At 61.2% G+C, this 25,442-nt stretch carries 33 protein-coding genes; 17 read left to right on the plus strand and 16 right to left on the minus strand.

Going from position 1 to position 25,442, the window contains the following annotated elements; genetic code table 11:
* Window positions 1-86: 86 nt before the first annotated feature.
* Window positions 87-455 (minus strand): VOC family protein, encoded by a 369-nt coding sequence (locus IE127_RS13625; RefSeq protein ID WP_189426273.1) that lies wholly within the window; start codon window positions 453-455, stop codon window positions 87-89.
* Window positions 456-515: 60 nt separating this feature from the next.
* On the opposite strand from IE127_RS13625, the gene IE127_RS13630 reads away from it, so the two are divergent.
* Together IE127_RS13630 and IE127_RS13635 are read left to right on the plus strand one after the other, a co-directional pair.
* Window positions 516-962, plus strand: coding sequence for a MarR family winged helix-turn-helix transcriptional regulator (locus tag IE127_RS13630; RefSeq protein WP_210310510.1), 447 nt, complete (start codon window positions 516-518; stop codon window positions 960-962).
* Between the two features lie 255 nt (window positions 963-1,217).
* Window positions 1,218-1,718 (plus strand): ferritin-like domain-containing protein, encoded by a 501-nt coding sequence (locus tag IE127_RS13635; RefSeq protein WP_189426771.1) that lies wholly within the window; start codon window positions 1,218-1,220, stop codon window positions 1,716-1,718.
* Window positions 1,719-2,073: 355 nt separating this feature from the next.
* Here the strand turns inward: IE127_RS13635 and IE127_RS13640 are convergent, their stop codons facing one another.
* Both IE127_RS13640 and IE127_RS13645 read right to left on the minus strand, forming a co-directional pair.
* A complete protein-coding gene (locus IE127_RS13640; protein ID WP_189426275.1) occupies window positions 2,074-2,676 on the minus strand; it encodes a hypothetical protein in 603 nt (200 codons plus the stop codon).
* Window positions 2,673-3,509, minus strand: coding sequence for a hypothetical protein (locus tag IE127_RS13645; protein ID WP_189426276.1), 837 nt, complete (start codon window positions 3,507-3,509; stop codon window positions 2,673-2,675). The genes IE127_RS13640 and IE127_RS13645 overlap by 4 nt, the downstream gene beginning before the upstream one ends.
* 135 nt (window positions 3,510-3,644) lie before the next feature.
* Between IE127_RS13645 and IE127_RS13650 the strand changes: the two genes are divergently transcribed.
* From IE127_RS13650 to IE127_RS13665, 4 genes are read left to right on the plus strand one after another with little or no spacing between them, the layout of a single operon-like run.
* The gene (locus tag IE127_RS13650) at window positions 3,645-5,210 is read left to right on the plus strand and encodes a hypothetical protein (RefSeq protein ID WP_189426277.1); all 1,566 of its coding nucleotides are present in this window, start codon (window positions 3,645-3,647) and stop codon (window positions 5,208-5,210) included.
* Between the two features lie 7 nt (window positions 5,211-5,217).
* Window positions 5,218-5,484 carry a hypothetical protein gene (locus IE127_RS13655; RefSeq protein ID WP_189426278.1) on the plus strand — a complete coding sequence of 89 codons (267 nt, stop codon included), beginning with the start codon at window positions 5,218-5,220 and terminating at the stop codon, window positions 5,482-5,484.
* 9 nt (window positions 5,485-5,493) lie between these two features.
* Window positions 5,494-6,081, plus strand: a complete 588-nt coding sequence (locus tag IE127_RS13660) for a hypothetical protein (RefSeq protein ID WP_189426279.1) — start codon at window positions 5,494-5,496, stop codon at window positions 6,079-6,081.
* A gap of 48 nt (window positions 6,082-6,129) precedes the next feature.
* Entirely contained in the window at window positions 6,130-6,585 is a 456-nt protein-coding gene (locus IE127_RS13665; protein WP_189426280.1) for a hypothetical protein, read from the plus strand.
* A 12-nt stretch (window positions 6,586-6,597) separates the two neighbouring features.
* Here IE127_RS13665 and IE127_RS13670 read toward each other — a convergent pair whose 3' ends face one another.
* From IE127_RS13670 to pdxH, 6 genes are all read right to left on the minus strand, one after another.
* Window positions 6,598-7,071, minus strand: a complete 474-nt coding sequence (locus IE127_RS13670) for a hypothetical protein (RefSeq protein WP_210310511.1) — start codon at window positions 7,069-7,071, stop codon at window positions 6,598-6,600.
* Window positions 7,055-7,507, minus strand: a complete 453-nt coding sequence (nikR, locus tag IE127_RS13675; RefSeq protein ID WP_189426281.1) for a nickel-responsive transcriptional regulator NikR — start codon at window positions 7,505-7,507, stop codon at window positions 7,055-7,057. Before nikR ends, IE127_RS13670 begins: the two co-directional genes overlap by 17 nt.
* Window positions 7,508-7,575: 68 nt before the next feature.
* Entirely contained in the window at window positions 7,576-8,391 is an 816-nt protein-coding gene (locus IE127_RS13680) for a DUF1499 domain-containing protein (RefSeq protein WP_189426282.1), read from the minus strand.
* A 49-nt stretch (window positions 8,392-8,440) separates the two neighbouring features.
* Entirely contained in the window at window positions 8,441-9,562 is a 1,122-nt protein-coding gene (locus tag IE127_RS13685) for a M48 family metallopeptidase (protein WP_189426283.1), read from the minus strand.
* Window positions 9,562-10,758 carry a DUF898 family protein gene (locus IE127_RS13690; RefSeq protein WP_189426284.1) on the minus strand — a complete coding sequence of 399 codons (1,197 nt, stop codon included), beginning with the start codon at window positions 10,756-10,758 and terminating at the stop codon, window positions 9,562-9,564. The genes IE127_RS13685 and IE127_RS13690 overlap by 1 nt, the downstream gene beginning before the upstream one ends.
* A gap of 73 nt (window positions 10,759-10,831) precedes the next feature.
* Entirely contained in the window at window positions 10,832-11,461 is a 630-nt protein-coding gene (pdxH, locus tag IE127_RS13695) for a pyridoxamine 5'-phosphate oxidase (RefSeq protein WP_189426285.1), read from the minus strand.
* A gap of 82 nt (window positions 11,462-11,543) precedes the next feature.
* Between pdxH and IE127_RS13700 the strand changes: the two genes are divergently transcribed.
* Complete coding sequence (locus IE127_RS13700; RefSeq protein WP_308430305.1) at window positions 11,544-12,524, plus strand: DnaJ C-terminal domain-containing protein; 981 nt, start codon at window positions 11,544-11,546, stop codon at window positions 12,522-12,524.
* Here the strand turns inward: IE127_RS13700 and IE127_RS13705 are convergent.
* The gene (locus IE127_RS13705) at window positions 12,521-13,450 is read right to left on the minus strand and encodes an L-threonylcarbamoyladenylate synthase (RefSeq protein WP_189426286.1); all 930 of its coding nucleotides are present in this window, start codon (window positions 13,448-13,450) and stop codon (window positions 12,521-12,523) included. The genes IE127_RS13700 and IE127_RS13705 overlap by 4 nt on opposite strands.
* Before the next feature lie 89 nt (window positions 13,451-13,539).
* Between IE127_RS13705 and IE127_RS13710 the strand changes: the two genes are divergently transcribed.
* From IE127_RS13710 to IE127_RS13725, 4 genes are read left to right on the plus strand one after another with little or no spacing between them, the layout of a single operon-like run.
* Window positions 13,540-14,475, plus strand: coding sequence for a histone deacetylase family protein (locus IE127_RS13710; protein WP_189426287.1), 936 nt, complete (start codon window positions 13,540-13,542; stop codon window positions 14,473-14,475).
* 43 nt (window positions 14,476-14,518) lie between these two features.
* Entirely contained in the window at window positions 14,519-14,770 is a 252-nt protein-coding gene (locus tag IE127_RS13715; RefSeq protein WP_189426288.1) for an exodeoxyribonuclease VII small subunit, read from the plus strand.
* 3 nt (window positions 14,771-14,773) lie between these two features.
* Entirely contained in the window at window positions 14,774-15,373 is a 600-nt protein-coding gene (locus IE127_RS13720; RefSeq protein WP_189426289.1) for an SCO family protein, read from the plus strand.
* Complete coding sequence (locus IE127_RS13725) at window positions 15,370-16,386, plus strand: TlyA family RNA methyltransferase (RefSeq protein ID WP_189426290.1); 1,017 nt, start codon at window positions 15,370-15,372, stop codon at window positions 16,384-16,386. Before IE127_RS13720 ends, IE127_RS13725 begins: the two co-directional genes overlap by 4 nt.
* Here IE127_RS13725 and aroC read toward each other — a convergent pair.
* On the minus strand, window positions 16,380-17,486 hold the full coding sequence (gene aroC / locus IE127_RS13730; RefSeq protein WP_189426291.1) for a chorismate synthase: 1,107 nt from the start codon (window positions 17,484-17,486) through the stop codon (window positions 16,380-16,382). The genes IE127_RS13725 and aroC overlap by 7 nt on opposite strands.
* 20 nt (window positions 17,487-17,506) lie before the next feature.
* Window positions 17,507-18,163 (minus strand): histidine phosphatase family protein, encoded by a 657-nt coding sequence (locus IE127_RS13735; RefSeq protein WP_189426292.1) that lies wholly within the window; start codon window positions 18,161-18,163, stop codon window positions 17,507-17,509.
* 107 nt (window positions 18,164-18,270) lie between these two features.
* Between IE127_RS13735 and IE127_RS13740 the strand changes: the two genes are divergently transcribed.
* The gene (locus IE127_RS13740; RefSeq protein WP_244640197.1) at window positions 18,271-19,695 is read left to right on the plus strand and encodes an FAD-binding oxidoreductase; all 1,425 of its coding nucleotides are present in this window, start codon (window positions 18,271-18,273) and stop codon (window positions 19,693-19,695) included.
* 75 nt (window positions 19,696-19,770) lie between these two features.
* The gene (locus IE127_RS13745) at window positions 19,771-20,331 is read left to right on the plus strand and encodes a hemerythrin domain-containing protein (protein WP_189426293.1); all 561 of its coding nucleotides are present in this window, start codon (window positions 19,771-19,773) and stop codon (window positions 20,329-20,331) included.
* Here the strand turns inward: IE127_RS13745 and IE127_RS13750 are convergent.
* From IE127_RS13750 to IE127_RS13760, 3 genes are read right to left on the minus strand one after another with little or no spacing between them, the layout of a single operon-like run.
* Entirely contained in the window at window positions 20,328-20,717 is a 390-nt protein-coding gene (locus tag IE127_RS13750; protein WP_189426294.1) for a DUF1801 domain-containing protein, read from the minus strand. The genes IE127_RS13745 and IE127_RS13750 overlap by 4 nt on opposite strands.
* Before the next feature lie 11 nt (window positions 20,718-20,728).
* A complete protein-coding gene (locus IE127_RS13755) occupies window positions 20,729-21,163 on the minus strand; it encodes a DUF1801 domain-containing protein (protein ID WP_189426295.1) in 435 nt (144 codons plus the stop codon).
* A 25-nt stretch (window positions 21,164-21,188) separates the two neighbouring features.
* Complete coding sequence (locus IE127_RS13760; protein WP_189426296.1) at window positions 21,189-21,935, minus strand: SOS response-associated peptidase; 747 nt, start codon at window positions 21,933-21,935, stop codon at window positions 21,189-21,191.
* 53 nt (window positions 21,936-21,988) lie between these two features.
* Here IE127_RS13760 and IE127_RS13765 point away from each other — a divergent pair, with 53 nt between their 5' ends.
* The 3 genes from IE127_RS13765 (at window position 21,989) to IE127_RS13775 (ending at window position 23,175) form a co-directional block, all read left to right on the plus strand.
* On the plus strand, window positions 21,989-22,402 hold the full coding sequence (locus tag IE127_RS13765; RefSeq protein ID WP_189426297.1) for an NUDIX hydrolase: 414 nt from the start codon (window positions 21,989-21,991) through the stop codon (window positions 22,400-22,402).
* A 9-nt stretch (window positions 22,403-22,411) separates the two neighbouring features.
* On the plus strand, window positions 22,412-22,801 hold the full coding sequence (locus IE127_RS13770; RefSeq protein ID WP_189426298.1) for a TIGR02301 family protein: 390 nt from the start codon (window positions 22,412-22,414) through the stop codon (window positions 22,799-22,801).
* Window positions 22,802-22,896: 95 nt separating this feature from the next.
* Complete coding sequence (locus IE127_RS13775; RefSeq protein ID WP_244640199.1) at window positions 22,897-23,175, plus strand: hypothetical protein; 279 nt, start codon at window positions 22,897-22,899, stop codon at window positions 23,173-23,175.
* 22 nt (window positions 23,176-23,197) lie between these two features.
* Here IE127_RS13775 and IE127_RS13780 read toward each other — a convergent pair whose 3' ends face one another.
* Window positions 23,198-24,532: a dihydroorotase gene (locus IE127_RS13780; RefSeq protein WP_189426299.1), complete on the minus strand. Its 1,335-nt coding sequence runs from the start codon at window positions 24,530-24,532 to the stop codon at window positions 23,198-23,200.
* A 78-nt stretch (window positions 24,533-24,610) separates the two neighbouring features.
* Between IE127_RS13780 and ygfZ the strand changes: the two genes are divergently transcribed.
* Entirely contained in the window at window positions 24,611-25,432 is an 822-nt protein-coding gene (gene ygfZ / locus IE127_RS13785; protein WP_189426300.1) for a CAF17-like 4Fe-4S cluster assembly/insertion protein YgfZ, read from the plus strand.
* The last annotated feature ends 10 nt before the right edge of the window (window positions 25,433-25,442 follow it).

Here is a 25,442-nt window from a genome sequence, read left to right on the forward strand (position 1 = left end):
CGGAATGTTCGCTTACCACCAAGATTCGGCAATAGCGGACATTCGTTGTGAGAACACTAGGCTAAACGCCTGGTACCTGCGCATGATTAGTTTTGCTGGGTATGGAAGGTGATAGCGTAGCCATCCAGATCGGCCGCAACGAAGAACCGACCGAACGGGCCGTCATTTACAGGTGCCAGGACTTTCCCCCCACGCTGAATGATCAGGTCATGCAGGGCATCGGCGTCGTGACAGGCAATCCAGATCACGGCACCGGTGCCAAGCGAGCCGGTTTCGGGAAGCGGACGAATGGGTTCACGTATTGCTAATGCGATCGGCGAGGTCGTGAAGACAACCGCTCCGGGAGGATTGCGATCGCCTGCGGCAAAGCCGAACACGTCCGCATAAAACGCTGTCGATGCGGCGAGGTCACGAACCTGCAACGCGATAAAGGATGGTCCGATTGGCATTGTCATCAAGGATGCTCCAGTTTAGTATCAGGATCCTTACATCTACATCAGGTTCCTGATATGTCAATGAGCAAGATGTCTGTGGAAAATGGACAGGCCTGGATCGGCTACAGTCTCAAAATCGCTCAACATCGTCTACGGCAACGGTTGGAAGCGGAGCTTGAGGGCACGGGCGTTTCGGCGGCTCAGAATGCCGTTTTGCTTGCGATCAGCCACAATCCTCGCATTTCCAATGCCTCCCTGGCCCGAGCCGCGTTTGTGACACCGCAATCGATGCAGGGCATGCTCGTCACACTTGAACGCGATGGCTTGATTACGCGCACGCCCCATCCCGACCATGGTCGGATCATTATGACGGAATTGACGGAAAGGGGTCGAGCGGCAGCAGAAGCCGGCATTGTTGCGTCTGAAACTGTAGAGCGACAAATGCTGTCGGGCCTGACGCCTGACGAAGCGAGACTGCTCGGTACGCTTTTGAACCGCTGCGCCGAAGCGCTTGAGTCGGAAACCTAGGGGCCCGGTCGACGAATGCAACGAGCGCTCCAGTCGCTTAAGCTGTCTGTTATTCGGCAACTCCGACGCCGAGGTTGATGGCCGCAACGGGGTCGGATGCCGACCGTCGGCGAAGCGCACCTATGCCGGCCGTTTAGCTCCTTCGGATCAGCGCCGCATAGCTGCCGTAGCGGCAAGGACAGCCAGCCGTATCAACCAGAGGAACTCTCCACAGGACCAATCGTTGGAGACCTGACAATTATAAAGGAGACCGGCATGGCGATGAACTCGCTCAAAGACATTTATCTCGACCAGCTGCAGGACATCTGGAGCGCCAATACCCAGTCTCTGCCCGTCGTCACAGAACTCGGTCGCGCCGCCCAAGACGAGGAATTGTCAGAGGCACTGATCGACGGCGGCAACGGTATTTCCGATGGCATCGCCGAAATAGAAAAGCTTTGCAACGACCACGGCATCAAGCCGAACGCAGAGCATTGCAAGGGTATGGAAGGGCTCGTGAAGGAGGCGCGAGCGCATGGCTTGTCCGACGAGATCACGGACGCTGACGTGCGCGACGCAGCCATCATCCCGCAGTATCAGCGCATGGTACATTACGCACTTGCAGGCTACGGGACGCTGGCCGCCTTTGCCAACCGTCTCGGTTTGGACGGTGACGCGGCGGTTTTGAAAAAATGCCTCGATCAGACTTATGACGGCGACCGCCGCATGACAGCGATTGCAATGAAGGGCGGAGTCAATAAGGACGCCGCCTCCTGAATTTTTTCGGCGATGACCAAACTGGGCTGTACGAGAACTCGTACGGCCCCTTGCATGGATGGATACCCTGGCCCGTAATGGCACTCATTCTGGGCCCCATCTACGGCCGCAAGCGCACTCTCATCGGGCTCGTCGTCGTCCCACGCGCCCCAGCCAGATCACGGTCAACCGTTCTTGACGGGTTCTTCCGTGTAAACCGACCGTCTGCCCGGCTGGACTAAAGATCCTGGAGTGCAGTGTCTACCGCACGATCCGTTCAGCGGTCATCTCGAACATGTGCTTCTGCCGCCGCCGGCGACTGACTTCAGTTTCGGTTTCTTCTTGATTGATACGCGTCACCATCACCTCGACCTGTTCAGGACGCCATGGCCCGATCCGGTCTGTTGATCTGTTTGATGAGCAGCTGATAAACGATCCGGGGCTGGTCGATGTATTTGAAACCGACCTTGGTTGTCGTGCTGTAGGTCTGGCGGGCGGAAGCCCTCCTACGGTACGTTCGTGATCTCAGGTGAACCTCAACATGCTTGTTGAACCACACAGTTCCCTGCTGCCCGTCCTCAAGCTCCAACGCATTCATCTCGCTGATGGGATAACGCTTCAAACTGCGCCGCCCGAAGAGTTCGGTGGCGATATAGGCCGCCTCGTCTGTGAGGGCGTACCAGGCATTTTTACGCTCGTAGGCATCCCACAGCGGAATGCCAATCGCCATGTACAGCCCCACCAGAACAAAGGGGACGCCGAAAAGCGGAAACAAATCCAGTCCGCCACCCGCAGGCCCCATCCGACCCATCTGTGCGGTCATGCTCATCCAGAATAGCGCAAAGACGGTGAAGACGATGCCGAACGGCAACCGCGCCGTCGCAAAATCGGCCATCCGGATCGTCGCGGACGGACGAGCGTGCCAAAGCAGCCTTTCCTGATCGGGAAGAACGGCCTTCCATCCCAGTTCGGCGCTCATTGCTGCGCCTCGATCGTCTGAACAGCCGGTCCGGCCTCTGAGACGCCCCGAATGGCCCTGGCCAATTCGGGGCTGAGCCCGGTCTCACAGCGATGGTCCTTGACGCCAAACAGAACGCGCCGCTCGAGTTCCTGGCCGCGACCATCGGTCTGGGCAAAGGCAAGCGAGACAAGTGCCGTCTCGCGTTGTGCGTAGTACCGGAACTGGTCAGCAAGCACCAGGTCAGCATGCAGGATGCAAAGCTCGATCGCCGCGTTCTCGAGTGTCTCGTCCGGGATGGCGGCAAGGTCGGCATCAATCTCATATGTCAGCGTCAACTGCCGAGCACGCGGGCCGGGCTCGATATAGCGCAGAGCGACCGGAAGGCCACTGGGTAGCTCCGGCTGCAGGTTGCCCAGTCCGACACCCAGAGGTTGCGGGACGCACATCAGGTTTTCATCGAGCGCAAAAAGAATCTCGTGAAATCGGCGGATGGTAACGCCGTCTCCGGCTCCGGCGTCATAGCTGGGCTCGAAATCCCACCGGATGCGCACCGCCTCAGCCTTGTTCTCCTCAACTGTCTCGCGACTGAACTGGATCAGGCCGGAGCACAATGGCTGGACCAGACGAGCAAAATCGTCTGAGGGAACGGCGCCAAACGGCTCGGGATCGAAGTTGGGCCGGGTCATTATGACTATGGTCGTGGGACCGGTCTCCGAGACTTCCAGCAGATAGTCCTCGACGACAATCGTGGAGCCGTCACCCAGCCCGATAATCTCGGTCTCATTGGCGAAAGAGACTATGCTCAAGCTCAAGAGAGCCGTGACAGTCGACAAGACAAGACGCATTGCCATGAGAGATGTTTTGTACCTCGTTTCTCCTGCGAGTTCAGGACACTAGCGAGGTTGCCGAGACGCTTCCCTCCCCTGAACAGGGTATGGGCAGAGCTTGCGTCCTGGCTATCGTCGCTCCCCAAACAGGGAGACGATATGCGCCAGTTTGTTCGGCACGCGATGATCCTGATCGGCCTGGCCCTCCTGCCCGCCCCCGCTTGGGCGGCCGACATGTGGCTGGTCTCCAACCACTTTTCGGTCCAACGCTTTGTGCCGCACATTCACTATGCCGGCCCGGTCATGGAAGGCGACGCCGAGGCATTGGCGAGCCTGTTCGACGAAGTCGTCGAGTGCGATGTGGCCAGGCTGCCGAAAGAGGGGGGCAATTGTGCAGTGCTGACCCTGTCTAGCCCCGGCGGCAATTACATCGAAGGGTTAAAGCTGGCGCTATTGCTGCGCGAGCGGGCCGTGGCGACGGTCGTCGAAGCCTATTCAAGTTGTTATTCGGCCTGCGCTTTTGCATTCCTCGGCGGCTCCGGATTTTCAAGCCAGGACGGCATCGGCCCCTATAGCGATCGCATGGTGGAGCCGCGCGCCACGCTGGGCTTTCATGCTCCCTATTTTGCCTCAGAGGATCTGGACACGCTCGTTGCCGATTTCGGCATGGACGCGGTACTTGGCGCTAGCCGGAACGATATCGCTCTGATGGTTGAGCAGCTGGTCGACTGGAACGTGGATGCCAGCATACTCTCTTACATCGCGAGCATGGGCCCCGATGAAAGTTATGACGTCAAGACTGGTGAAGATTACTATCTAAGCCGCTCGCACCTGCCGCCATCTCCGCTTGGCCAGTGGATTAATGACAACAGCGAGGCTATCCGAAACGCCTGCCTGCGCCTCCTGGCGCATCACCGCAGCGCCTATATCGATTCTTCGCCTGAAGTAATCTCAGAGACCTTTCTCACAGATTTTGCGGCCAACGAAGCGGGGCAGATGCTCAGCGGTTTCAGGATCGGCCCTGACAATCCCCTCGGCGTGACCTTTTGCGGCTTGCCAACCGAGAAGTCAGGACTGATGGGCGATGTTGATCTGTCGCTCTATACGGCGCCTGGCGTGAGCGGCGCCGCGCGGCCAATGCTCAGCCTCTTTCATCGGCCCGATGGCTGGTCCAGCCTTGGCGCCGGCGGCGCTGCTGATCGGCGCCACTTCAAGAAGGGCGGATTTAATGAGATGTTCACCCAACCATTCATGGCCATGGGTGATCAGAGTACCGATACACTGACCTACCTCGGATACGAAAAGTTCGCGTACTACAATCCGGATTTTCCTTCTGACAGTGGCTTGCCGCGGCCTCAATCGGACCTGGCCATGTCTGTGGCCGTATCTACCCGTGCAGCCGACACGATTGACTATGAGGATCATCGCATTGTCGTGCAGATGGGAAACCAACTGCTGTTCGATCAGGCACGCGACGTTCTGTTGTTGAGAAATGTCGACACTAACCTGAACTCCGTTACAGCCGACGGCTTCGTCTATGGCGGCACATACCCGTCGGGCAGGCCATTCCTCTGGTTCAGTCTCTACGCTGCTGACAAGCGTCTGGTTGCCCTGGTGGAGATCGAGGCCAAATCGGTCCCTGCCGATCTCAATAGGGCGGTGGCAGAACAATACGAAGCGGCGTGCAGCTTCTCTTTCGAGGGGCATACGCTGCTGTGCCAATAGTTCGACCATGACCATGGCACTCGCCGCCCTGCTGACGGCTCAAGGCCTGATTTTCTTTGGTTTTATCATCTCTGCGTTCTCGTGGCTGTTTGCCATCCGCAGCATTGCGGTGAAACGATCAGGCAGCCCTTTGCCAGGAATCGGCGATACGCTCACCGCGTTTCAGGAGGGTATATCGAGCCCGAGGCATGCACGAGTGCGATGGACCATCGTGTGCACAGCCGCGCTGCTCCTGGCCAGCGCCCCTCTGGTCTTAATGCTTACCCGAAAATGAGGTGCAGTCTTGCGCAATCGCTTAACGCCAATATTGGCAACCGCTGCGTTGCTGGCCTTCGCCGTCGAAGCAGTCGCTGCCGATAGCTGCCCCGCCGAACGAGCAGTCTATGAACTGGTTGAGGACGATAGCCGATATGAAATCGGTTTTCAGCGGGCGCGTAATTACGCGTCGATCGCTTCAGACCTCTATCTTTATCTCACCACGCCCCAGCGCACCTATTGGTTCACCTTCTCCGTATCGAACGGCTACAGCGGCATGACGCTTATTCCAGTCACCGATCCCAATCGCACAGACGCCCGATCCGACGGACCGCAAGAGCTTGTCGCGCTAGACAGCGACGATGCGGAAGATCTCGATGTCCTGCGCTCGCTCAGGTTCTACGCGCTCGATGACGACTTCACCTTCTGGTTCGAGCCACCAAACGAGGGGGAGCCAGCACCCGCCTATGTCATGGTGCCGGAGATCGGACTTACCCTGTGGTACGGTGCCGGAAGTCTGACAGACGACCCTACTGCGGATCGCGATCCAATGCCGCGCGGCATCTTCGAACCCGATTTCTGCCGGGATCAGTTGCTGCCGCCAGCCTGGCCCTGAAGACAGTTTGGCCCGTCGCGGCCACAACCCATCGCGAGGCAGTGACAGATGCGTGCAAAAGCAAAATCGGTCAGAAACATAATTGCGGCATCGCTGCTGGGATGTCTTGTGATCCTGATGTTGATGCCAGCCCCGAGAGCGTTCGACTTTCCAAGGGAAGGCGCGACGGGCATTCCCAATGGAGTTGCAGCGCCCTTCGCTGGAAAATGGTGGCTCGGGTTCCCCGAGGGTGACGGCTTCATCAATGGCGCCCCGCTTGTCGATTGCGCCTCGGCGGTGGAACTCATCCCCAACGGAGCGGACAGGCTTTTGTATCGCTCCTCAGCGGACGTCGAGATCGAGTTCGAGCTGATGGCTTTTTCCGGCAGAACAACCTGGCTTCCAAAATGGGGCGAAAGCAGCATCGCCGTCTGGCTCAACGCGGATGAGTTCTTCATCTATTCCGTGGACCTCACCACCGGAAAGGCCCGCTGGGACAGCCCGAAGGTGTTCCGCAGATGCTAAGTCGTCAACAGATCAGGCACTTACTGCCATCGGCGCCACAACGCGCTTGATCCCGACCAGGCATTTGTAGCGCGGTTGCGCGCTGAACTGGTCGAGCGTCCAGACGGCTGGTCGTCCGACAGCTTTCGATAGGTGCAGCGTACGTTCATCGCCGAGCGAGACGCCAACATGCGCGCCCCATGCCTCTGCGGTCTCGTTGAACAGCATCAGGTCGAGCGGGCGCGGTTGGTCAACGCGGATCGTGACGGATGTGTCATCCCAGAGTTCGCTGGACCGCAGGGGCGGGACATCAACACCGAAGTACTTGAGGACAGCGTAAGCGAAGAGCTGACAGTTCGCGCCGGAGCAGACATCCTCTATAGCCGCGGCACCCGGGTATCGGCGGGCATCATAGGGCACGCGCCAGAACCCGCTTGGGAGCGCCGCAATCAGCGCATCAGCGCGTATCAGAGCAGGTCCGGGGGCATTACTAGCGATCATGGTCATGGCCGGTCTTCGCGTCCGCCTCGGACAAATTCTTGTCGGGTGCGGGGATGATCGCCAACTGACCGTGCCGAACGGCGCGCTCGGCAATGACATGATCGGCAACGTGCTGCACGGCTGGAACCGCTCCTTTCAAGATACTGACCTCGAGGCAGTTGTGGTGATCGAGATGCACGTGAAGGCTCGAGATCGTCAGTCCGTGATGGTCGTGGAAGGTGCTGGTCAGGCGCTTGGCCAGTTCACGCGCACCATGGTCATAGACATAGCTCAACACCCCCACGCACTCTCCCGTTGCGCCGGCATCGAGGGCCGATTGCTTCATACCGGCGCGCGTCAGGTCACGCAGCGCCTCGGATCGGTTCTGGTAGCCCTTCGCCACCATCACCCGATCGAGTTCCTCCATCAGTTCGTCGTCGAGCGTCACCGTGATGCGCTGCATGGCCTTCTCCTCAGCTGCCGGTGCGGGGCCCGGCACACTTAGCGCCTGTCGGGGCTCGCGTCATCCCGTCACTGCGTCGCTTCTTCTGGGGCCAGCGCATCGTCCTCAGACTCGATAACGGGCTGCGTGATGTTCGGGTTGTCGCGGATAAGCGATGTCACTGCCGTGTCGACAGTTCCGAGAAACTGCTCGATACGCTGACCGTTGGCACCGAGATCCTGAGCACGATCGACAGACGCAGAACGCATGTCGACGCGTGCCCCCTCTGGCAGACCACGGATTGCCAGCACGATCTGATCCTGCCAGCCGAGGAGGTGCGTTGCGCGCGCATTGATCTGCCCGGTTCCATCAGCCGTGCCGGGACGCCGTTCGATGATCAGGTCCCACCCCTGCTCGTCGATCAGCGCAATCAGCAGGTCATAGATCTGCTGCGCATTCAGCGGATAATCGCGCCGTGTCGCATTGGGAAACGCCGCTTCGCGTAGTTCATCGCTCAGCGGGTTTCTGGAAACAGCCGACGCCTGCGGCGCGAGCGGAAGGAAGGCGCGGTTTGCTGTCGCGACATCATTCGTCTCTGGCGTTGCCAGGGCCTGTGTTGCAACCCATGCGAACGGCGCAAGACATATCAGGCTGATCAAGAGGGCCGGCACGGCACGTCCCCATCCCTGGTCACCCGTGTGCCATAGCCGCGCCAGCGCCAGCAGGGACAAAAGCAAGGCACTCAACGCCACGAGGAAACCGAGGATTTCCGTGGTGTGGAATGTCGTCGTCTCGATCAGGTCCGAGCGATGCAGGATGATCGGGATGATCAGCAGCGGCAGAGCCAGGCTTGCGAGGCGTCGAGACCAGATGGCCGATCGCGATGTTCTAATCAGAATGCGCAAAGGATAATGTTGCCGGTTGGTGTTCAGGGCGCCGTTTGCGCAACGTCATTCATGGCGCGTCGCTGCCAGTGCTGCACATGGCCCTTATGGCCCGCCATTCGCTTTTCGTGAAGGGCGCAGTGGCCTCGTTCTCCTCTTCGGCGAGCGCCTGCAACGTCTCGCGACGTTCGGTCGTCAGCGGGTGGGTACTCAGCAACGCAAACGCGCTACCATACCCATCCTCTTGCGAGACGCGATCGAGCAGATCCGCGAAGGCCGCCGGATTATATCCGAGGCGGCCCGCAGCCGCTGCGGAGAAACGGTCCGCCTCGCGTTCGGCCTCCCGGGAAAAGCGTGTGTCGATCATCGCCGAGCCTATGCCGGCGGCCACCGACGCACCGGTCAGATCACCGAGGATAAAGCCGATCAGGGCACCTGTGCCGGCTGTTGAAATCAATTGCTCCATACCGTGCCGGTGCTCGACATGCCCGAGTTCATGCGCCAGCACACCCGCAAACTCGTCGGCGGTTCGGGTTTCTTCCAGCAGCGCCGAGAAATAATAGACCTGCCCGCCGGGCAGCGCGATTGCGTTGGGGATATCGCTGCGCATCACTGCCACATCGACCCTGAAGGGCGTGCTGCCTTGGCTCATGACCTCGTCTGTGAAGCGCCTGATTGCCCTGTTGGCGAGGCTGTCCGGGTCTGGATCGCATCGCTCGAAGACGCCGCCTTCGCTTCCCGCAAAGCTGACCTCTATCTGGTCAGCGACCGTCTCGCCAACCTGCTCTTCCCATTCCGGCGGCATTGCGGCCACCAGCCGCTCGGCGAGTAACGGAATACCGAAAATATATCCGGCGACCACCGATACCAATGCAAGTGTGCCGAAGCCGGCAATCCGCATCTGCTGGCGCTTGCGCATCATGCGGTGTCGCGCCAGCGCAGGAAGGGCCGCCCGCACCGCATCGACATGGCGCCCTGTGAAGATCAGCCGCGCACCTGATGACATTTCCTCCGTTCCGATGCGCAGATGCCCTTCACTCGAATAAACCGGATAGACCTTGGCCTTGTCCCAAACGGAGATGACATCCGACGTCTCGCGCTCAAGGATCGTTACCGCCCCAGGCGAGATGAACACGTCCACATCATGAACCGCAGCGGTGCGGCCATCGTGGTATCGTGCCCCGGCGCGCATCAGTAAGCGCCCACATTGAGCGCATCCGCCAGGCCTTCTCCGGCGAGTGCGCCATCCTCGGGCCGCGCCTTGACCGACGACATATGGGCAGCCCCGCCGACCCGCAGACTGCTTGCAATCAGCATCCAGAATCCCATTGCAAGGAAGAGGTCGACACACAGCGTGAAGGTGGCCAGCACGAGCAAATAGCCGAAAACGATTGCCAGCAGGACCAGGTAGGAATTCTGCAACGCCACCGCCAATCGCGCCGGATCGAAGCCATCGGCAAAAGCCGCGGGCGCCACGGTCCCCAGGACCACGTAGCCGCCAAACGCGAGCACAGCGTAGGCAAGTGCAAGCGCCACGGCGAACTGGATCTGCAGGATCAGCAGATCGCCCCAGTGCAGCTTCAGACGCAGGCGGATATTGCCTATGCTGATGCTCGAGGCCATGCGCGATATTTCGATGGCTCTGTAGATGCCGACCACCAGCCAAAGGAACAGCAGGCAACCGCCGCCGGCAAAGACCAGCTCTCCCAGGGCCTCATCGCTCATCTGCGCTCTGTTGGACAAGACCCCTTCAAGCACACCGATCATGCCGAGGACGAAAACTGCAACGATCGCATAGCAGGCGAAATATGGCCCTGCGAGGTTGCGCGCCCTGCCCCGCATCAGGAAACGCTGATCGCCCCACCATGTGTTGTTGTACCGATAGCGCCACAGATCAGCAGCCATCAGCGGATAGATCAGCCCCAGCGTCACGACGAGAAGAATCGACCAGAAAAATCTGCGGAAGGCATAGCCCCAGGCATTGCCCTCGAGATCGAACCGGATCCCGCGCCACAAAGTGCGCGACAGCCTGAAGTCGCGGGCGCGAAAGATCGCGTAGCCTGTCAGGAACCACAGCACCACGCCGGCCCCGGCATATCCGAGGAGCGTTGCCTCGGACCCCTGGGTAGAGAGATAAAAGAAAAGTCCCCAGAGCGGCACGAAGATCGCTACCGCCAACAGAAAGCCGACCAGAAGCTGCACCGCGTTGCCGGTATATTCCAGCGCGTCGCCGTCGATATGGGTATGCGCCCAGTAGTAGCGACGCTTCTGGGTAACCAGCCAGAAGCGATAAAATCCAAGGGTCACGACCATCAACGCATAGCCACGCAACAGAATCGCCGCGAGGCCCCTGCGCGATCCCTTGAACTCGATCTGATCCGCCCTCATTCACCCGCCCCCAGCCGCGAGCGACACTCTAGCGTGCGTTCGTGCGGGCTGGTAGCCGTGCGGGTGCCCTATGTCACGGGAACAGGCGCTGGCGCGACCATTGCGCTGTTTGACTCTCGCGCGTGAACTGCACCCGATCATGAAGCCGGAATTCACCATCCTTCCAGAATTCCATTACGGTTGGCAGGACGCGAAACCCGGACCAATGCGCCGGGCGGTCGATCTCACTCTCACCGATTTCGGCGGTCTTGCGTGCCACACGCGCCGCAAGCGCTGCACGGCTTTCGAGGGGGCGTGATTGATCCGAAACCGAAGAGGCAATGCGCGAGCCCTTGGAGCGCGAGGCAAAATACTTGTCCGCCTCTTCAGTGCTCACCTGCTCGACTGCGCCCCGAATCCGGATTTGGCGGCGCATGGATTTCCAGTGAAAGCATAGCGCCGCTTGAGAGTTGGCCAGCAATTGCTGGCCTTTGGCGCTCTCGAAATTGGTGAAGAAACAGTAGCCGCGCTCGTCCCGCTCATTCAGCAGCACCATGCGCACGTCCGGCAGGCCGTTCTCATCGACGCTCGCGAGCGCCATGGCATTGGCATCGTTGACTTCGTTCTGCTGCGCGATGGCGAACCACTCCTCGAAGACCGCGAATGGGTCGAGGGGCTCCAGGTCCGCATCATCAAACAGTCTGGCGGTGAGCGCTTCCGACATCGATCAAACCTCGTCTTTTGCCAATCTGGCGTTCTGCCCTTCACTGGACATCGCAAAGGGGCACCGCCATATAGAGAGCTAAATGGATGGGCTGCAATGCCCGCATACCGATCGATTGGAGACCATGCGCGATCCATATACCGTTCTGGGAGTCGACCGTTCGGCAAGCGACAAGGACATCAAATCCGCTTACCGCCGGATGGCCAAGGCGTATCATCCAGACCAGAATCCAGACAATCCAGGGGCCCAGGCGAAGTTCTCCGAGGCCACGACCGCTTACGACCTGCTGAGCGATACGACCAAGCGCGCGCAGTATGACCGCGGCGAGATCGACGCCGAGGGCAATCCGCGCTTTGCAGGCTTCGGCGGTAGCGGTGCCGGTGGCTTTCAGCAGCGTGGCGCCCGTTCGTCCGCTGGCGGCGGATTTTCTGCCGAGGACATTCTCAAGGAATTCATGAGCGGCTTCGGCGGCCAGCCGCGCGGTGGCGCCCAGCGCGGTGCCGGCGGCGCCCAATGGGATCCGTTCGCCGGCCAGACGCGCCAGGGTCCCGGCGGCATGAAGGGCGAAGATATCTCGGCCACCGTCACCGTGAGCCTCGAGCAGGCGCAGCAGGGCGGCTCGGCTCCCGTTCGCATGCCCACAGGCAAGACGCTGTCGGTGAAATTGCCGAAACGGGTCGAGGACGGCCAGCAGATCCGCCTCAAGGGCCAGGGTCATCCATCAGGTTTTGGCGAGCCTGGCGATGCGCTGATCACGGTGCGATTCGAGCGGCACAAGACGTTCCGGCGCGATGGGCATGATTTGCGCACCGATCTTCCGATCACGCTTTATGAGGCCGTACTCGGCACCAAGGTGCGCGTCCCGACGCTCGAGGGCTCAGTGGAGTTGAACCTGCCGCCCGGCGTCGACACGTCAAAGTCGCTGCGGGTCAAAGGCAAGGGCCTTTATGACGGGGATCTATACGTCAATCTCAAGGTGGTGCTGCCGCCAGGGGGCGATCCGGATCTCGAAAGCCTGATGCGGTTCTGGCGCGACCAGAAGCCCTACAAGGTCCGCGACTAGCGCGGCGCCGCGGCACGTTTCAGCCGATCGTTGATCGCCTCGCCGAGCCCCGTTGCGGGTATCGGTGCGACGGCAATCGGGGCATCGCCCGCGTCGTCGAGCATATGCAGTACCGAGAACAGATTATACGCCGCCTCGCGCAGGTCGCCGCTGGGCGACAAATTGGCGGCCGCCAATCCTGACGGATCAGCGCCGAAGCCGATATAGCGTTCGCCCTCACCGGGCGCATCGGCGTTGAGCCGCAATCGTGCGCGCGGCGCGTAATGGCTGGCGAGCATGCCTGGCGACGCAATGGCCGCCCCTTCCTCAGCCAACGGGATCGGCATGCCGATTTGCTGCTCCAGCGCATCGCGCGCCATTGCGCCGGCACGCAATTGCACCGGTCGGTCGCCGATCAAGGAAATGATGGTCGATTCCACCCCGGCTTCAGCGCGCCCGCCATCCAGCACCGGCACTTGATCGGCGAAGAGGCTTTTTACCTGTGCCGCCGATGTCGGTGACAAACGCCCGGACGGATTTGCCGAAGGCGCGGCCAGCGGTTCGCCGACTTCAGCGATCAGATCTCGCGCCAGCGGGTGCGCCGGAATGCGGATGCCCACAGTATCGAGACCCGCCGTCACAAGATCGGAGAGCCCTGCGCCCTCGGCCAGCGGCAATACCAATGTGAGAGACGCCGGCCAGACCTGTGCGAACCGCTCCGCCAATGGCGTAAATTGCGCGAAGCGGCGCGCCATGCCCAGATCGGCGCAGTGAACGATCAGTGGATTGAACCGCGGCCGCTGCTTGGTCTCGTAAATTGCGAGCACGGCGTTGCTGTCGCGCGCTTTGGCGCCGAGCCCATAAACGGTCTCCGTCGGAAACGCGCAAATGCCGCCGGCCCGCAGCAATGCGGCAGCGTCCTCTACCGTTTGCGGATGGTTGGCCATGTTTCGTGATCGCTCCGGCGTTTGCCGCTGTTTGACAAGGCCGGAGCGAGCCGTCAAGAAAGGCGTAAAGAAGGCTTGAGGGGTCGAATTTGACCACGCTGCTGGTAAGCCAGTCGAATTATGAGCGCCACCAAACCCCGGACGGGCATCCCGAAAGGTCGGATCGCATCCGCGTCGTCGAGGAGGCGCTTGCCGACGAACGGTTCGGCAGCCTCAAGCGGATGGATGCCGTGTCGGTCGATCTGGCGCTTGCCGATCTCGTGCACGGCCCGAACTACCTCGAACGCCTGCGCACTGCCCGCCCCGCCGAGGGCATCGGGCAACTCGATTCGGACACGTTCGTCTCCTCAGGATCGCTCGATGTGGCGGCCACCGGCCTCGGCGGCGCGCTTTCTGCGCTTGAGGCCGTCGTTCTGGGGGAGGCGAACAACGCGTTCTGTGCCATTCGTCCGCCGGGACATCATGCCGAGATCGACACCGCCATGGGGTTCTGTCTCGTCAACACCATTGCGGTTGTGGCGCGCCAGGCGCAGCGCCTGCATGGGGCTGAACGGGTCGCGATCGTCGATTTCGATGTCCATCACGGCAACGGCACGCAGGATATCTTCAAGGATGATCCGAGCGTTTTTTACGTGTCAACGCACCAGTTTCCGCTCTACCCGGGCACCGGTGCCGCCAGTGAGCGTGGTGTCGGCAATATCCTCAACCTGCCTCTGCCGGCTCGCACCGATGGCGATGCCGCCCGCGCAGTCTATCGTGATGTCGTGGTCCCGGCGCTCGATGCCTTCGCGCCCGATCTGTTGCTGATTTCCGCCGGGTTCGACGCCGATTATCGTGACCCGCTAGCCGATCTGTTGTGGGCGCCGGATGACTTCGCCTGGATCACGGAACAGTTGATGCAGGTCGCTGCCCGCCGTTGCAGTGACCGCATTGTCTCACTGCTTGAGGGCGGCTATGACCTCGACGGCGTAGCCGAAGGGGCCGCCCGTCACGTCGATGCACTGATGGGAAATGCCGGCCCCTGAGCCGCTACATCCGCAATCCCACGCTCGCTTGCAAGGAGGCCCCATGGCCGAACCCACCAATGAGGACATCAAGGCGCTCAGCTTCGAGGCCGCGCTATCGCAGCTGGAAGAAATTGTTCAAAAGCTCGAAAGCGGGCGCGCCCCTCTTGCGGAATCCATCGCCATTTATGAACGCGGCGAGGCACTCAAGCAGCATTGCGAGACCTTGTTGAAGACCGCGGAAGCGCGGATCGAAAAGATCACGCTGTCACGTGACGGCAAGCCTACGGGCGTCGAACCGCTCGACGCGAACTAGGCGATGCAGCAATCCAATCTGCGCACGCTGCGCATTGTCAGAATGGTTCTTTGGGCGCTTGTGGTGGTCGTCGCCATCGGCGCGAGCGCGCTCTATTTCCTGAGGCCGCCTGAGCGACCGTTGGGACTTAACGGGCAATCCTTCGCGATGACGTCGCTTGATGGCGAGCAGTTCACCGAAGCAGACTTGCGTGGCACGCCGAGCCTTTTGTTCTTCGGCTTCACGCACTGCCCGGATGTGTGCCCGACAACGCTCGGCGATACAGCCTACTGGCGAGATCGGCTGGACCTGTCGCAGGACGATCTGCGCGTCATCTTCGTCACCGTCGATCCGCAACGCGATACCCAGGAGCAGCTCGAAGGCTATCTCGCCGGCTGGGACGGCTCGGTCATCGGCCTGCGCGGCACCGAGGAGCAGACCGAGGACATCAAATCGGCCTTTGGTGTCTTCTCGGAAAGGGTCGGAGACGGCGACGAGTACACCGTCAATCACACCGCCTCCGTCTTCATGATCGACGATGATGGCAGCTTCGAAGGCACGATTGCCTATCAGGAAGATACCGAAACCGCGTTGGCCAAGATCGAGCGGCTGGTCGAGGGGTGAGCGAGCGGATCAGGCTTGACCAGGCGCTCGAGCAGCGCGGCCTTCTTGGGTCGCGTGCCCGCGCCCGCGATGCCGTCAAGCGCGGCACCGTCAAGGTCAACGGCATCCCCGCCAGCAAGCCACACCAGCCCGTCGGGCCCGACGATGTCCTGACCCTCGATGATCCGGCGGCGCAGTATGTCTCGCGCGCGGTGCTGAAGCTGATTGCTGGCCTCGATGCAGCGGGACTTTCGGATCTCGCCGGCTCGGTTTGCCTTGATGTCGGTGCCTCGACCGGCGGCTTCACCCAGGTGCTGCTGGAGCGCGGCGCATCGAAAGTCTATGCCGTTGATGTCGGGCACGACCAGTTGCATCCCAATCTCCGCGCCGAACCTAGGGTTCTCAGCTTCGAGGGTACCAATGCGCGTGAGTTGACGCGCGAGAACGTGCCCGATTCGATCGACCTGCTGGTCTGCGATATCAGCTTCGTGTCCGTCACCAAGGTGCTCGCAGCGCCGCTCTCGCTCTGCCGCGAAGGTGCGCTGGCGATCATCCTGTTCAAGCCGCAATTCGAGGTTGGTCGCGACAATGTCGGTCGCGGCGGCATCGTCAGCGATCCCAATGCCATCGCCGAGGCGCTTGCGGCAATGACAGGCTTTGTCGAAGAGCTCGGCTGGCGGCGCCTTCATGCCCTCCCCTCCCCGATGGCAACAGCGAAACTGTCACAGTCTTTGTCTATGATCGGATGGTCTGAACCGTCAGGGTCGATCATGCTGAGCTACCTGCTCACCCCGATGCTGGTCGTCATGTTTCTCGTCGGGCTGATCCTTGCGCCGACGCCGATCCCTATTGGTCTGCCGGTCATGGCTCTGGCGCTGGTCCTCCTGATCAGCACAAATCCCCAAGCCGCCAATCAGCTTCTGCTCTGGCGGCGGCGCTGGCCACGGCTCGATGCGGCTTTCCGCGCCATCGAGGATCGCGCCGGCCCGCGTCTCGGCGCAACGCTGCGACGAACACGGCCGCCGCGTCAGTAACCGATCGCGCCGTCGCGTCCGGTCTGGCCGCGATGCCGGAGCTTATGGTCGGCGAGGACACATGCCATCATCGCTTCACCAACAGGCACTGCGCGAATGCCGACACACGGGTCGTGGCGCCCTTTGGTGACGACATCCGTGTCTTCGTTGCTAGTCGTCACCGTCTGGCGCGGCGTCAGAATCGATGAGGTCGGCTTTACCGCGAAGCGCACCACCACCGGATCACCGTTGGAGATACCGCCAAGGATGCCACCCGCCTGGTTTGACAGGAAATACGGCGTATCGGCACCGGCCCGCATCTGGTCGGCATTGTCGATTCCGGTCAGTTCCGCGGCATCGAACCCCGCCCCGATTTCGACAGCCTTCACGGCGTTGATCGACATCATCGCGGAGGCCAGGTCGGCGCTGAGCTTGCCATAGATAGGGGCGCCCCAGCCCACCGGCACATTCTCCGCAACCACCTCGATGACGGCTCCGACGGAGTTGCCCTGTTTGCGCACGTCATCAAGGTAGTCTGCCCATAGTGCCGCCGCCTTTGGATCGGCGCAGAAGAACGGGTTCTTGCCAACCTCGTCCCAATCGAAATTCGCATAATCGATCTTGTGCGGCCCGACCTGCACCAAACTTGCCCGAATGCTGACGCCGTCGACCACCTGTCGCGCCACAGCGCCTGCCGCAACGCGCGCCGCCGTCTCGCGGGCCGAACTGCGGCCGCCACCACGATAATCGCGCAGGCCGTATTTTTGGTGGTAGGTATAATCGGCGTGCCCCGGCCGGTATTTGTCGCGGATCTCCGAATAATCCTTCGAGCGCTGATCGATATTCTCGATCATCAGCGAGATCGGCGTGCCTGTCGTGCGGGGACCGTCGGTACGCTCATCTTCGAACACACCAGACAGGATCTTGACCGCATCGGCTTCACGGCGCTGCGTCGTATATTTCGATTGCCCCGGCTTGCGCCGGTCGAGGTCGCGCTGGATCATCTCCTCGGTCAATGCGAGGCCGGCCGGGCAGCCATCAACGACGACACCAAGCGCAGGCCCGTGGCTTTCACCCCAGGTGGTGAAGCGGAACAGATGCCCGAAAGTATTGAATGACATCGCGTGTCTCCCTGGCGGCGCTAGTCCGCATCGCCCCATGTGTTCGCAGCGGAATACAGCGTCATTCGCTTGCTGGAAAAATGCGCCACGGCGCCCTGTGGCGGCGGCCAGTTTAGCACTTCGCCACGCGGCGCGCCCTCGACCAGATGCCGCAGCACACGCAGAATGCCACCATGCGCAACCACGACTGCGTGATGCGTCAGCACTTCGGCAAACTGCAGCAGCCGTACCGCGACATCGTCATAGTTCTCGCCGTTGTTCGGGCGAAAATGCCAATAGCTCTCGTCGCGATTACCGGGTGCAATCGCCATCTCCCGGTTGATCTCGGCGTGTAGTCGCCCCTCGAGATCGCCGAAGGAAATCTCGACAAGCCGCTTGTCGTAAATCACTGGTGGAAGATCGACGGAAAACGCTGCCCGCATTCGGTCCATAGTTTCACTGGCCCGGCTCAAAGGCGAAGCGAACCAGTTCAGCGATTGCGGGTCCACACCGTTGCGCTCGAACAGTTCGCGCAGCAACACGCCATTGCTGTCCGCCTGCTTGCGGCCAACATCGTTGAGCGGGATGTCTCGCGTGCCCTGATAGCGACGTTCGCGATTCCAGGACGTTTCGCCATGGCGCGCGAAGTAGAAGTCTGGCCATTCGGTGGCGGGCAAGGTTTCAGTCTGCACGTTCATTCCACTCCTCGCCGTCACTGTCGTTCAGGCTGCTCCGATGGCGCCGGTTTTGGCACAGGGGGCGACAACCGGCAAGGTCGTGACTTGCGTTCGCACCGGGCGCGGCTATGTTCCGTTTCATGAGCCAGGATCCGTCACAGACCATTGCCCGCCTTGTCGAAACGCTCGGTTCGGATAGCGTAATCTCCGATGAAGCCGGCATGGCGAACTACCTCAACGAGCCGCGCAAGCGCTTTCACCAGAAGAGCCCGGCGATTGCAGTACCGAAGGATGTCGCGGCTGTTCAGGCGCTGGCCCGGCTTGCCAATGCCGAAGGCATTCCGCTGATCCCGCAAGGCGGCAATACAGGGCTTGTGGGCGCCCAGGTGCCGCTCTTCGGCAATGAAGTGATTGTCAGCCTGGCGCGCCTCGACCGCATCCGCGACATCAATGCTGCTGCGGGCCACATGACGGCGGAAGCCGGCGCGATCCTTGAGAATGTCCATAAGGCGGCGGAAGCCGAAGGCGGCATGTTTCCGCTCTGGATCGCTTCGCAGGGGTCTGCACGCATTGGCGGTCTCCTGTCATCGAATGCCGGCGGGGTGAATGTCCTCGCCTATGGCAATGCGCGCGAGTTGTGTCTTGGCGTTGAAGCCGTCCTGGCCGATGGCCGCCTGTTCGAGGGCCTCAGCTCTCTCAAGAAGGACAATACCGGCTACGATCTCAAGGATCTGCTGGTCGGAGCCGAAGGCACGCTTGGCATCATCACCGCCGCGACCCTGAAGCTTTATCCGCTGCCACAGGCTTACGAGACGGCAATTGTCAGCCTTGAAAGCCCGGAAAAGGCGCTCGAGTTGTTCTACGCCATGCGCGACCGCGCCGGCTCGCGCCTCAATGCCTTCGAGATCGTGCCGTGGCTTGGTCTCGATTTCCAGTTGCGCCACGGGATGCTCGATCGCGACCCGACCGCAGACAAGTCGCCCTGGTATGCGCTGATTGAAGTGGCCCAGCCGAAAGGCGCCGAGGGCCATCTGCTGCAAGGCGGTCTCGAGGCAGCGTTTGAGCAAACCCTGATCACCAACGCAGTCGTCGCCGAATCCGAGGCCGAACGCACCCGGATGTGGGCATTCCGCGAGCAGATGTCGGAGTGCCAGTCGCGCGAAGGCGCCTCGATTAAGCATGACGTCTCGGTTCCGATCGCGGCCATTCCACAACTCATTCGCGATGGGTCACAGGCCGTCAAGCGGCTCGTCGAGGGCGTGCGCCCGATGCCGTTCGGGCATATGGGCGATGGCAATATCCACTTCAATTTCAGCCAGCCGGTCGGTGCCGATCCGAAGGCCTTCATGGCCGGCGCCGATCCGATACACGATGCCATCTATGAGACGGTGCTGGCGCTCGGCGGTTCGGTTTCTGCAGAACACGGCATCGGACAGTTGAAAACCGGGCTGCTGCGCAAGGTGAAAGACCCGGTGGCGCTTGAGATGATGCGCGCGATCAAGCTGGCGCTCGATCCCAACGGCATTCTCAACCCCGGCAAGGTGCTCGACTAGCCGCGCCGTTGTTGCCCACGGTCACCCCGATGTGCCTTCTTGATCGATGCCGGCAAAACCGCCATCTGTTGGCGCATGCTAGACGATATCGAATTTCTCGACGATGCCACCCGCCCGGAAGGCCCGAAGCTTGAGGGCCTGACCGAGGAGCAGCGCCTGCCCGGCATGCATCTCAAGATGATCCACAATCATCTGCGTGAGAACATGCATGTGCTGCGTACGCTTCTTGATGAGGCGGCGCGCGGCGAAGTGCCCCCCGAAGAGGTCGAAGCGCGCACCAGCGATTTGACCATGATCACCAATTACCGCCGTTTTGGCGCGTTGTGCGGCCGGCATTGCCAGATCGTCGAGATGCACCACTCGATCGAAGATGCTGCGATCTTCCCCGAACTCAGCACCAAGAGCCAGGCGCTGCTGCGGGTCACGCAGCGGCTGATCGATGAGCACAAGATCGTCCATGAACTTCTGGTGCGACTGGTCAATGCGCTGGGCGATCTGGCGCGCGATTCCAACCCTGAAACCTTTGCTGCCGCGCGCGAAGTCTATGTGGCGCTCGAAAGGGTGCTGAATTCGCACCTCAACTACGAGGAAGACTCGATCGGCGATGCGCTGGGCTATTACGGGGTCGGCGTCTAGCGCTTGCGCTTTTTCGTGCGGTTCAACGCAATCGCTTCCTGCACCAGAGCTGTCAGCGCGTCAGCATCGGGCGCCTCGTCCTCTCGAATATCGATGGCGCGGCGGGTATTACCCTCGAGGCTTGCGTTGAACAGCCCGGTCGGATCGGCAAGCGAGGCACCCTTGGCGAAGGTCAGCTTGATATAGGTTTTGTATCTCTCGCCGGTGCAGATAATGCCGTCGCACTCCCAGACCGGAACGCCGCGCCATTTCCAGGCCTCGGTCACCTCCGGATCGACCGACAGGATGATCTGACGAACACGCGCCAGCGCCTCGCCGCGCCAGTCATCGAGCGCTGCAATTCTCGCATCGATCTGTTGCGAAGCATCCATCTGGTCTTCAGCCATCACGCCCGCCCCTAAAGCTTTTCGCCCGGCAACTGGCTCGCCTGCCGCACCCAGTCCGAGAATTGCGCTTCATCCAGCGCGCCCTCATGAATGTCGTAGTAGCGCACAGCGGGATATTTCGAGGTTCCCTTCGGCTGCGGAACGAGTGCAGCGCCCTGAAAGAACGTCACCTTTATGTACTTCGTCATGCAATGATAGCTGACAAACCAGCTGCCACGCTCGACGCCGTAAAACGGCGAGTTCCACTTCACCGCTTTCTCCACACCCGGCACCGCTTCAACGATCAAATCGTCGAGCCGCCGGCCGATTGCCTGCTTCCAGCCGGGCATCGCAGCAATATAGGCCGCAACCGGCGCCTCGCCGTAGCCCTTCGGGATCTGCGGATTTCCGCCCGAAAGCAGTTTCGGTGCACTATCGACTTGGTTGATCGTTTCAGTCTCGCTCATGCCATCCTCCCAATTCTGCAGTTCTTCAGAACAGGTCGAGCTGTCCCCCCGCCGCCTTTTTCGGTTTTGCCTCCGGCTCGGCTTCGGGCGCTGCAGGCGGCTCGATGTCCACCGGCTTGATGAGGTCCGGATCATCGAACTTGGCCGTGTTGACGCGGCGCGACACCGGATGAAATTTCAGCGCCCCCTCGGGCAGCGGCAGCGCCAGCTGGCGAGCCTCCGCCGCGCGGATTTCGCGCACATCGAGCCAGCGGTCGATCTCATCACCACGGAGGATAGCCGGCATGCGGTCATGAATCTCTGACATCTGCCGGTTCGCTGGCACGGTGATTGTCGCGACGGAATCGATCTCTTCGCCCTGCGGTCCCACCCACGTTGCATAGAGCCCCGCAAGCGCAATCGGCTGGTCGTCCGAGCGTGTGATGTAATAGGGCTGCTTGGTCCTGTCGGGTCCGGTGTGCCATTCATAATAGCCACTGGCAGGGACGATACAGCGGCCATGCTTGAGCACATCACGGAATGCCGGCTTTTCTTCCATTGTCTCCGCACGGGCGTTGACGAGAAGCGGAAACTCGCGTGGATCCTTCACCCAGCGCGGCACCAGGCCCCAGCGGGCAAAATGCACCTTCCGGTAGCCGGCATCCTCCCAGATCGCGACGATCGGCTGCGTTGGCGCAATATTGTAGCGCGGCACGATCTCGAGCTGGTTCAGGGTGCGGAACAGCTCCTGCATCTGCTCGGGCGGCAAGGTCGCTGCATATCGTCCACACATCTGGCGCCTCCGTCTGATAAGCTCTTTTGATTGCAGCAACCGGAACGCCAAGGATGCCGGAAACGTCCCCACGCCCCAACAGTGCCAGCCTGGGCCTCGTCAGCCAAGGCACAATTCTGCTGATCCAGCGGGCCCATGCCCCCTACCAGGGGTTATGGACGTTCCCTGGCGGCCGTCTGGAGCCCGGCGAGACAGCCGCAGAGTGTGCTGCACGCGAGCTGTTCGAGGAAGTTGCGCTCATCGCGGAGGATCTGATGCCGGTCGAAACGCAATCTCTTGAAACCGACAAGGGCCACTTCACCTTGGCGGTGTTTGCCAGCACACGGTTCAGCGGAACCTTGAACCCGTCAAATGAGGTTCTGGACGCCCATTGGGTCGGGCTTTCGGATCTCGATCGGTATCAGACGACAGCCGATCTCGAGCTTGTCATCAAAAGGGCTTTCGCCGCCGTCGGCGAGACGTGCTAGAGCCATCACATGCCGTCATTCCCTATCTTCCGCGCAAAAATTCGACTCCTGGCTATGGTGCTGGCCAGCGCATTCCTGCTGCAGCCGGCGGCTGCCGTCGATCCGCCTTACCAGCCCCAGATGGAGCGGTTGTCCGAAATCATGGGCAGCCTGTATTTCTTGCAACCGCTCTGTGAGGCGGAAGGCGCCGATTGGCGCGCGCAGATGGATGATCTGATCACCCTCGACAATCCCGATGATGACAGGCGGCAGCGTTTGGCAGGCGCTTTCAACGGCGGCTACGAGGCCTTTGCCCGCTTTCACCGTATCTGCACCCCCTCGGCCAGAGAGGCCTACAAGCGGCTTCTGGTCGAAGCGCAATCGCTGGCGCGGACCATACATGCGCGCTTCGCAGAGTAGCGACCACGCAAACGTTAATAAGTTCCGGGCCGGTCGTTAACCTTTCTCAGAATTCATGCGCGCGTCGCGCAACAAGAAGTGTTAACGCTCGCCCCATGAGCATTTCCAAGTCCCAATTCATGCACTCCAGCCTCGACGGGCTGATCGAGCTCGAGCACGGTGAGCGGCAGATCGCGCTTGAATACCTCGCCGACGCCTGGAACATGGCCGAGGACGATGGCGTCAACACGCGCTCGCTCGCGCATGCCTCGCTATTCGCGGCGCTCGCCACGTTCGTGCGCCTTTATGGCGACGAGGCGACAGCGGAATTGCTGCACGATCTGCCGGACCGTATCCGGACCGGCGAGTACAATCTCGACAAGATCCTGCAATAGGTAAGACCCGGTTCGCTCGGCTCTAGTGCTCGGAGCCGAGTGATTCGAGAAACCGCATCGGCTGTCCTCTACCTGACGTCACCAGTTCGCCCTGCCACATCACCGTCTTGCCGCGAATGACGGTGCCGACAGGCCAGCCGGTTACGCTCACGCCGTCATAAGGGGTCCAGCCAGCTCTACTCGCGACCCAGTCATTCGTGATGGTTTCGCGGCGCTTGAGATCGACAATCGTCAGATCCGCATCGTAGCCGACAGCAATCCGGCCCTTGCCGGCAATTCCGAACAGGCGATTCGGGCCGGCGCTGGTCATGTCGACAAAGCGCTCGATGCTCATCCGCCCGGCGTTGACATGGTCGAGCATGACCGGCACCAGCGTCTGCACCCCAGTCATGCCTGAAGGCGATTGGGGATAGGGCTTGTCCTTTTCCTCGCGCGTGTGCGGGGCGTGATCCGAGCCGAGAATATCGGCCACCCCGTTATCGACACCGGCCCAGATGCCGCTGCGGTGAGCAGCGTCGCGCACTGGCGGGTTCATCTGCGCGTATGTGCCAAGCGTTTGATAAGCCGTCTCATCAAGCGTCAGATGGTGCGGCGTCACCTCGACCGAGGCGACGTCCTTGTGATCGGCCAGGAACACCATCTCCTCGGCTGTCGAAATGTGCAGCACGTGAATGCGCTTGCCGGTCTTGTGCGCCAGCGCAACCAGCCGGCGCGTCGATTGCATCGCCGCCTCGGGATCGCGCCAGACGGGGTGCGACGACGGGTCTCCGTCAACACGCAGATCCTTGCGCGACTCGAGCCGATATTCATCTTCTGAGTGAAACGCCGCCCGGCGCGAGATGGCGTTGAGAATCGCCTCGACCCCGGCATCGTCCTTGACCAGCAGCGATCCGGTCGACGAGCCCATGAATACCTTGACCCCGGCGCAGCCCGGCAGTCGCTCGAGCTGCGGCAGCTCGCCAACATTCTCGTGCGTGCCGCCGATATAAAAGGCGAAATCACAGTGCATCCGCCCGGTCGCGCGTCGGATTTTGTCCTCGAATGTCTCGCGGGTCACGGTGAGTGGTGTGGTGTTCGGCATTTCGAAAACGCCCGTGACACCGCCCATCACAGCGGAAAGCGAACCGGACTCCAGATCTTCCTTATGCTCGTTCCCCGGCTCTCGAAAGTGCACCTGCGTGTCGATCACACCCGGTAGAATGTGCAGTCCGGTGCAATCCTCCGTCCTGTCGGCGCTGTCATCGGCAAGTGAACCGAGCGCACTGATCCGCCCACCCCTCACGCCGATATCGGCCCGGTGCTGGCCATCCTGGTTGACCACGGTAGCATTCTTGAAAATCACGTCGTGGTGCGCCATCTGTGTGCCCGTCCGCTGATTATTGAGTGCCTTCGCTTCTAGGCGGCACGGTCACTGCGGGCAAGCCGTGGAGGCCCGATGACCCGACACCTCAGATCCGACCGTACCCTGTTCCGCTTCTCCGGTCCCGATGCCCATACCCTGCTCGAAGACGTTCTGACTGGCCCCTTCAAGCCCGATGCTACTGAAGCTGCCTGGTGGGCTTTGCTCTCGCCGCAGGGCAAGATCCAGGCCGAAGGCCTCGCCGTCTGGCGTTACGAGGCTTGGTGGCTCGATGTATCGACCAGCGTTGCCGAGAACTTCTTCAAGCGCATGCGCATGTATAAACTGCGCGCCAAAGCGGAAATCGAAGATCTCAGCGAATCTCATCGGGTCGGCTGGTCGAGCGAACCTTGTGAGGGCAGCGTTCCCGATAATCGCGGCGGCGGGCTCGGCCATCACGTGCTGATCGCAGCCGAGAACACCGAAGGCTGGGATACGGGCGAGGCCTATCATGAGCACCGGGCCAGCATCGGCATTGCCGAGTTGGGCCCCGATTTCGAGGCCGACTCGACCTTTCCTCACGATATCGCCATGGATCTTCTCGGCGGCATCGATTTCGCAAAGGGCTGCTATGTCGGTCAGGAAGTGGTCAGCCGCATGAAGCATCGTGGCACGGCGCGTCGTCGGCCGGTGCTGGTTTCAGGGATCGCTGAAGGCACCGCAGCCGGTACGTCCGTTGCGGCAGGCGGTCGGGATGCTGGTGCAATCGGCACGGTTCATGGCGGCAAAGCCGTCGGCATTCTCCGTCTAGATCGCATCTCCGACGCGTCCGCCGCCGAGATCGATGGCAAGCCAGCCAGCCTCGCCCTGCCCGATTGGGCCGACTACAGGTTTGGCGAATCGGCGCCCACGGAATAGCGTTCCCCGT

The organism is Devosia pacifica (genome assembly GCF_014652635.1).
GTDB classification, from domain to species: domain Bacteria; phylum Pseudomonadota; class Alphaproteobacteria; order Rhizobiales; family Devosiaceae; genus Devosia; species Devosia pacifica.

Bases quoted from the DNA above. Each gene is read 5' to 3' on its own strand.
- IE127_RS13780 (WP_189426299.1), bottom strand. From the start codon at position 24,532: ATGGCGCACCACGACGTGATTTTCAAGAATGCTACCGTGGTCAACCAG.
- IE127_RS13715 (WP_189426288.1), top strand. From the start codon at position 14,519: ATGGCCGAACCCACCAATGAGGACATCAAGGCGCTCAGCTTCGAGGCC.
- ygfZ (WP_189426300.1), top strand. From the start codon at position 24,611: ATGACCCGACACCTCAGATCCGACCGTACCCTGTTCCGCTTCTCCGGT.
- IE127_RS13650 (WP_189426277.1), top strand. From the start codon at position 3,645: ATGCGCCAGTTTGTTCGGCACGCGATGATCCTGATCGGCCTGGCCCTC.
- IE127_RS13690 (WP_189426284.1), bottom strand. From the start codon at position 10,758: ATGAGGGCGGATCAGATCGAGTTCAAGGGATCGCGCAGGGGCCTCGCG.
- IE127_RS13685 (WP_189426283.1), bottom strand. From the start codon at position 9,562: ATGCGCGCCGGGGCACGATACCACGATGGCCGCACCGCTGCGGTTCAT.
- IE127_RS13735 (WP_189426292.1), bottom strand. From the start codon at position 18,163: ATGAACGTGCAGACTGAAACCTTGCCCGCCACCGAATGGCCAGACTTC.
- IE127_RS13670 (WP_210310511.1), bottom strand. From the start codon at position 7,071: ATGACCATGATCGCTAGTAATGCCCCCGGACCTGCTCTGATACGCGCT.
- IE127_RS13770 (WP_189426298.1), top strand. From the start codon at position 22,412: ATGCCGTCATTCCCTATCTTCCGCGCAAAAATTCGACTCCTGGCTATG.
- nikR (WP_189426281.1), bottom strand. From the start codon at position 7,507: ATGCAGCGCATCACGGTGACGCTCGACGACGAACTGATGGAGGAACTC.
- IE127_RS13775 (WP_244640199.1), top strand. From the start codon at position 22,897: ATGAGCATTTCCAAGTCCCAATTCATGCACTCCAGCCTCGACGGGCTG.
- IE127_RS13665 (WP_189426280.1), top strand. From the start codon at position 6,130: ATGCGTGCAAAAGCAAAATCGGTCAGAAACATAATTGCGGCATCGCTG.
- IE127_RS13655 (WP_189426278.1), top strand. From the start codon at position 5,218: ATGACCATGGCACTCGCCGCCCTGCTGACGGCTCAAGGCCTGATTTTC.
- IE127_RS13635 (WP_189426771.1), top strand. From the start codon at position 1,218: ATGGCGATGAACTCGCTCAAAGACATTTATCTCGACCAGCTGCAGGAC.
- IE127_RS13745 (WP_189426293.1), top strand. From the start codon at position 19,771: ATGCTAGACGATATCGAATTTCTCGACGATGCCACCCGCCCGGAAGGC.
- IE127_RS13765 (WP_189426297.1), top strand. From the start codon at position 21,989: ATGCCGGAAACGTCCCCACGCCCCAACAGTGCCAGCCTGGGCCTCGTC.
- IE127_RS13760 (WP_189426296.1), bottom strand. From the start codon at position 21,935: ATGTGTGGACGATATGCAGCGACCTTGCCGCCCGAGCAGATGCAGGAG.
- IE127_RS13640 (WP_189426275.1), bottom strand. From the start codon at position 2,676: ATGAGCGCCGAACTGGGATGGAAGGCCGTTCTTCCCGATCAGGAAAGG.
- IE127_RS13705 (WP_189426286.1), bottom strand. From the start codon at position 13,450: ATGGCCAACCATCCGCAAACGGTAGAGGACGCTGCCGCATTGCTGCGG.
- pdxH (WP_189426285.1), bottom strand. From the start codon at position 11,461: ATGTCGGAAGCGCTCACCGCCAGACTGTTTGATGATGCGGACCTGGAG.
- IE127_RS13740 (WP_244640197.1), top strand. From the start codon at position 18,271: ATGTTCCGTTTCATGAGCCAGGATCCGTCACAGACCATTGCCCGCCTT.
- IE127_RS13645 (WP_189426276.1), bottom strand. From the start codon at position 3,509: ATGGCAATGCGTCTTGTCTTGTCGACTGTCACGGCTCTCTTGAGCTTG.
- IE127_RS13750 (WP_189426294.1), bottom strand. From the start codon at position 20,717: ATGGCTGAAGACCAGATGGATGCTTCGCAACAGATCGATGCGAGAATT.
- IE127_RS13630 (WP_210310510.1), top strand. From the start codon at position 516: ATGAGCAAGATGTCTGTGGAAAATGGACAGGCCTGGATCGGCTACAGT.
- IE127_RS13720 (WP_189426289.1), top strand. From the start codon at position 14,774: ATGCAGCAATCCAATCTGCGCACGCTGCGCATTGTCAGAATGGTTCTT.
- IE127_RS13700 (WP_308430305.1), top strand. From the start codon at position 11,544: ATGGATGGGCTGCAATGCCCGCATACCGATCGATTGGAGACCATGCGC.
- IE127_RS13755 (WP_189426295.1), bottom strand. From the start codon at position 21,163: ATGAGCGAGACTGAAACGATCAACCAAGTCGATAGTGCACCGAAACTG.
- IE127_RS13625 (WP_189426273.1), bottom strand. From the start codon at position 455: ATGACAATGCCAATCGGACCATCCTTTATCGCGTTGCAGGTTCGTGAC.
- aroC (WP_189426291.1), bottom strand. From the start codon at position 17,486: ATGTCATTCAATACTTTCGGGCATCTGTTCCGCTTCACCACCTGGGGT.